This is a genomic window from Lentilactobacillus sp. (assembly GCF_040773105.1).
GTDB lineage: Bacteria > Bacillota > Bacilli > Lactobacillales > Lactobacillaceae > Lentilactobacillus > Lentilactobacillus parabuchneri.
In genome coordinates this window covers 1-5,908 of record NZ_JAXGWW010000126.1, presented here as the reverse complement: position 1 = coordinate 5,908, position 5,908 = coordinate 1, and the positions used below count along the sequence as shown (strand labels likewise).

The following is a 5,908-nucleotide window of genomic DNA, read 5'->3' as shown; positions in this document are numbered from 1 at the left end:
GTTTTACATTGGATCACACAAAGGTAAAAGCTCCATACGTTCGTTTGATTACGACTGAAACCGGCCCTAACGGCGACGTGATTTCCAACTTTGATTTACGATTAACCCAACCAAATGAAACGGCAGTTCCAACGGCTGGACTTCATACAATTGAACACTTACTGGCAAGCCTGCTTCGTGACCGTTTGGACGGCGTAATTGACTGTTCCCCATTTGGCTGTCGAACCGGTTTTCATTTGATTACTTGGGGTGAACACAGCACCACCGAGGTCGCTGAAGCACTCAAGGGCTCACTTGATGAAATTGCCAACCAGGTTGAATGGAAAGATGTGCCGGGCGTCGATAAGTACAGCTGTGGCAACTACCGCGACCATTCATTGTTCTCAGCCAAGGAATGGAGCAAGAAGATTTTAGATGAGGGTATTTCAAATGACCCATATGAGCGCCATGTGATTTAATCAGCCATTGAACCACCGCTTATTGATTTAAAGGATATTTCCAGACGCTAACAGAAACAACACAATCAGGAGGAATAATACATGACAACGACTATTATCGGCTTTCCAAGAATTGGCCATCATCGTGAGTTAAAATTTGCGACTGAACATTACTGGAAAAATAAAATTGACCAAACTGAATTACAGCAAACCGCTCAAACCATCAGAAAGAATCACTGGCGGGCACAACAAGCTGCCGGAATTGATTTAATCCCCGCTGGCGACTTTTCATTCTTTGACGGGGTGTTGGACACCGCCAACCTACTCAATATCGTCCCCGACCGTTACAAGCAGCTTAATTTATCCCCACTGGACGAATATTTTGCCCAGGCACGGGGTTACCAAAACGGCTCTGAAACCGTGAAGGCCCTGCCGATGAAGAAGTGGTTCAACACGAACTACCACTACATCGTCCCCGAATTTACCAAAACGACCCAGGTGCAACTAGTCGGCGACAAACTCTTCAATGAAGTTGATGAAGCCTTAGCACTTGGAATTAACGTCAAGGCAGTGATTACCGGTCCTTACACCCTGCTTAAACTAAGTCGTTTTCTTGACGGCACCACCCCAAATGATTTTGTGGCAGACCTCATTACCGCATATTCAAAAGTCATTGAAAAGTTAGGCCAGCAAGGTGTTAATTGGGTTCAAATTGATGAACCTGCGTTAAGTTTTGACGTCAATTCGGCTGAAAAGGCATTGTTCGACAAGCTCTACCAAGGCATTCTTGCTGTAAAGAGATCCACTAAGATCCTCTTGCAGAACTACTTCGGTGATATCCGGGATATTTACAATGACGTCATCAATCTTGATTTTGATGGTATCGGCCTGGACTTTGTTGAAGGCCGATACAACGCCGAACTCGTGAAGAAAAATGGCTTCCCTGCTGACAAAGTACTGTTTGCCGGCGTTGTTAATGGTAAGAATATCTGGCGGAACCATTACGCCAATACCATTGACTTCTTGAACGGACTGAACACCCAAGCAAAAGTTGTTTTAAGCAGTTCAACTTCTCTTCTTCACGTCCCATATAGCGCTGAAGATGAAACCAAAGTGCCCTCAGACGTCAAGCAACATTTAGCCTTCGCCATTGAAAAATTAGCCGAAATCAAAGAACTCGACAGTATTTATCACGATGAAGCCGACGGCAAGGCCGCCCTCGAGAAAAATAACGCCCTCTTCAACAATGTTAAACATCCTTATAATGAAGCAGTTCATGAGCGGATTGATGGATTAAGTGACGCCGATTACACCCGTTTACCAGCTCGAAGTGAACGGGAAAAAATCCAAAAGAAGGAATTCAACTTACCAATCTTGCCCACCACCACGATCGGTTCATTCCCACAAACCAAAGATGTCCGACAAAATCGTGCCAAACTGCGCCACGGTGAGATTTCCAAGGAAGAATACGACAAATTCAATGAAGATAAAATTCGCCGGATCGTCAAAATCCAAGAAGAAATCGGCCTTGATGTCCTGGTCCACGGAGAGTACGAACGAAACGACATGGTTGAATACTTTGGCGAAAAGCTGGATGGCTTTGTCTTCACCCAAAACGGCTGGGTTCAATCATACGGAACCCGTGGTGTTAAGCCGCCAATCATCTGGGGCGATATCAGCCGGACTGCCCCTATCACCGTTGCCGCTTCGGTATTTGCCAAGAACTTAACCGACAAGCCAATGAAGGGCATGCTGACAGGACCAGTTACCATCTTCAACTGGTCATTCCCACGAGAAGATGTGACGCCTAAGGAATCGGTTACTCAGATTGCTTTAGCGCTTCAAGACGAAGTTCTCGACCTTGAAAAACACGACATTAAGATTATTCAAATTGACGAGCCGGCGTTACGGGAAAACTTACCACTTAGAAAGTCCAACTGGTATTCTGAATACCTCGATTGGGCAGTTCCCGCATTCCGCCTTGTTCACAGTAAGGTTCAACCAAGTACTCAAATTCACACCCATATGTGTTACAGCGAATTTGGCGATATTATTAAAGCCATTGACGCGTTGGATGCCGATGTGATTTCATTTGAAGCTTCCCGTGCCGACTTCACTTTGATCGACCAACTGGTTGCTGCCAAATTTCAGACGGAAGTTGGCCCCGGTGTTTACGATATCCACTCACCTCGAATTCCGTCCGAACAAGAAGTTGAAGGGCTTATCAAACAACTGGTTGAAAAGCTGCCAGTTGATAAGGTTTGGATCAACCCGGATTGTGGCCTTAAGACGCGTTCGGAAGACGAATCGTTTGAAAGTCTGAAGAATATTGTTGACGCCACCAAGAAGGTCAGGAGTGAGATCAATGAGCCTAACGGAGTTATTTAAACACAAAACTGTCTTTTCATTGGAAGTCTTTCCACCTAAAAAGACCTCCCCGACCGAAGCAATTTTACCAACTTTGACACGACTGCAGTCCCTTAATCCCGACTTTATCTCAGTGACATTGGGAGCTGGCGGCACCGATCACTGTGATGGCACCGTGGAGATTGCCAATTTAATTCAAAACAAGCTGAACATTCCTGCCGTTTCGCATGTGCCGGGCCTTTACCAAACCAAGGAACAGGTACTTGCCTTATTGGATCGGCTGGACAGCATCAACGTCAAAAATATCCTGGCATTACGGGGTGACCGGATTGCCGGTAAACAACCCGCGGGCGACTTTACTCACGCCAACGAACTGGTCAAATTCGTCAAGGAACAACGCCCTGATTTTACCGTCGCCAGTGCTTGTTACCCCAACTGTCACACCGAAGCGGCCGGCTTTGTCGATGACTTGGCCCACCTTAAAGAAAAAGTTGACGCTGGCGCTGACCATTTAATCAGCCAGCTGTTCTTCGATAACCAGGCATTCTATGATTTTAAAGAGAAAACTGAAATCGCTGGCATTAACGTTCCAATCGAAGCCGGCATTATGCCCTGTACCAATAAGAACCAAATCGAGCGGATCACGCAAATTTCAGGCGTTCCGATTCCAAAGAAGTTTGCGGCAATCATGGATCGTTACCAGGATAGCAAGGAAGCAATGCTGGACGCTGGGATTGCCTTTGCGGTCGACCAAATTATCGACCTGGTTTCTCAAGGCGTCGATGGCATTCACCTTTATACGATGAATAACTCGAAAATCGCCAAACGTATCTGGGACGAGACCGAATCCGTCTTTGCGGCATCCGACTTGAGCAAACAAAAAGCAAACTCATAAAAAAATCGTTTAGTGACATAACCGGCTTGAACGGTTAAGTCGCTAAACGATTTTTTGTGACCATTCTTTCTTGGAGGAGAAGAATTGGTTTAGTTTGCATGAAGTGTCAACTGCGATCGACGAAAGATCCGGTGAGCAACCATTAAGGCCATGGCTGTTGCGGCAATCCCTGACGTATAATACAGATTATTGCGGTTCATTAGCCGACTTCCTTACTCGTATAACGGGAAAATAACAATTTGATGGAAGAATCATATCTTGTAGGAGACGTTCTACACTTTAAATTGAAATCGTAACAGTTTACCGACTGTGTTTAACCTAGTGACTAACCTTTGAATCATCCCTTCTTTCATATTTGATTGTTCTTAGATTACCGTCGCCAGCTTAACCGAAGCTTAAAGTGCAGCCAAATCCAAATATGAATGATGATCCTTAACCAAATCGCTAACTCCTTTAGATCGTCTTAAGAAACCCGCTAGTCGTACTGTCTCAAAAAACCAGATAGTCGCTTTAATCCTTCCTTTAGGGTTGCTTCGTCGGCACAATACCCCAATCGGACGTGACCGGGCATGTCGAATCGGTTACCCGGCACCAGCAAAACGCCGGTTTCTTTTAATAATCGAACACAAAAATCTTCAATATCATCGGGAACGTCGAGCTTGGGAAACGATGTCGAGACCGCTTGGGGCATCACAACACTGGCTCGCGGTTCAGACGCAATCCATTGCCGATAAATGTTTAAGTTGTTGAGCACCAACTGTTGATTGCGGGCCAAGACCTGCTTGCGGTGCTTTAAGATATAAGTTGCCATCAAGTCATTAAAGACACCAGCGCAAATCATAGTGTAGTCGCGGTACTTTCGGAAAATATCGGCCACTTCGTGATTCGAGGCCGTCCAGCCAATCCGGATTCCGGGCATCGAATAGGTCTTTGACAATGAATTGGTCGCAATCCCACGATCATAGAGGTCCACAATCGAAGTAAACGCTTCTGGATGGTCCAATGGTAAATAAACTTCGTCGACCAAGACGTAGGCGCCAACCTGGTCAGCAAGTGCAACCACTTGTTTTAAAAAGGCCTCATCTAAAAGCGTCCCGGTGGGATTATTGGCGTTGTTCAAACAAATCATTTTGGTGTCGGGGCGGATTAAAGCTTTTAATTCCTCAATATCCGGGTACCACTGCTTGTCTTCGTGGATGTGCCAGGAATCAACCGTTGCGCCCAACGACTTGGGAATGTCGTAAAGCTGTTGGTACGATGGATACTCGGAAATGACGTGGTCGCCCGGCTCAATCAATGCGTATAAGGCCAAGTGATTCGCCCCCGTTGCCCCATTGGTCTGCAAAATATTTTCCGAGTCCACATCAGCATACAATTTGGCCACTTCAGCTTTAAATTCGGGCGAGCCCTCAATCCAACCGTAGTTCATCTTCTCTTTGTCCAGCATGTCATAGAACTCGGCTCCCTGATGGCCGTCAAGCGCTAACGCCTCTTGCATGGTCATCGACGAAATTGTGCTTTGAGAGATGTCGTACGTCGCCGACTTTTCCCATTTATTTAACCATTCTTCCACACCAAATCCAGCAATTTTCATTCAATCCAGCTCCTTTATTCATCTTTGTGTTCAGTTCAAAAATGTGGTGCGACTATTAACCATAATCTTATAGTTTATATTTGACTTTGTTTATACTCGTGATATGATAAACGTGGGGATAGGTTGGTGAGCCGATGCATCAATTTTCATTGTCGTCCTAGTCAGCAAAGGAGATGGCAACCATGCTCAACTTATATTTGGCACCCAGCAGCTCATCCAGTCGACGGGCAAAAAAGCGGCTCATTGACCACGGCATTGAATTTACCGAACGCGATATCTCCAAGGACCCCTTAACCGCAGATGATATTAAACGACTACTCAGATTGTCGGAAAATGGGACAGAAGATCTCATCTCGACTCGATGCATCAGCTACCGCAAGCTCAAAGTCAACTTTGATAATCTAACTGTATCACAGTTGATCGACTTGATGGTTAATCACACTGACTTAATCCGCCGGCCGTTGATTTTCAACGACCAACAGTTGCAAGTTGGTTTTAGTGAAGAAAATATTCGCAGCTTCTTGCCAAGGCACGCAAGAAAAGAATTGTTAGACGACATGTTGGCACACGCGGATGCCGTGGAAACTGTCTAATTAAATGGGTGTTCATTGGGCT

At 45.6% G+C, this 5,908-nt stretch carries 5 protein-coding genes; 4 read left to right on the top strand and 1 reads right to left on the bottom strand.

Features of this window, described 5'->3' with window-relative positions; genetic code table 11:
- The 3 genes from AB3112_RS07455 to metF form a co-directional block, all read left to right on the top strand.
- On the top strand, positions 1–458 hold a 458-nt coding region (locus AB3112_RS07455), incomplete at its 5' end, for an S-ribosylhomocysteine lyase (RefSeq protein ID WP_367334208.1).
- An 81-nt stretch (positions 459–539) separates the two neighbouring features.
- Positions 540–2,825 carry a 5-methyltetrahydropteroyltriglutamate--homocysteine S-methyltransferase gene (gene metE, locus AB3112_RS07450; RefSeq protein WP_367334207.1) on the top strand — a complete coding sequence of 762 codons (2,286 nt, stop codon included), beginning with the start codon at positions 540–542 and terminating at the stop codon, positions 2,823–2,825.
- Entirely contained in the window at positions 2,803–3,699 is an 897-nt protein-coding gene (gene metF, locus AB3112_RS07445) for a methylenetetrahydrofolate reductase [NAD(P)H] (protein WP_057911226.1), read from the top strand. Before metE ends, metF begins: the two co-directional genes overlap by 23 nt.
- A gap of 475 nt (positions 3,700–4,174) precedes the next feature.
- Here the strand turns inward: metF and AB3112_RS07440 are convergent, their stop codons facing one another.
- Entirely contained in the window at positions 4,175–5,293 is a 1,119-nt protein-coding gene (locus tag AB3112_RS07440; protein WP_367334206.1) for an aminotransferase, read from the bottom strand.
- A 182-nt stretch (positions 5,294–5,475) separates the two neighbouring features.
- Between AB3112_RS07440 and AB3112_RS07435 the strand changes: the two genes are divergently transcribed.
- Complete coding sequence (locus tag AB3112_RS07435; protein ID WP_367334205.1) at positions 5,476–5,886, top strand: Spx/MgsR family RNA polymerase-binding regulatory protein; 411 nt, start codon at positions 5,476–5,478, stop codon at positions 5,884–5,886.
- The last annotated feature ends 22 nt before the right edge of the window (positions 5,887–5,908 follow it).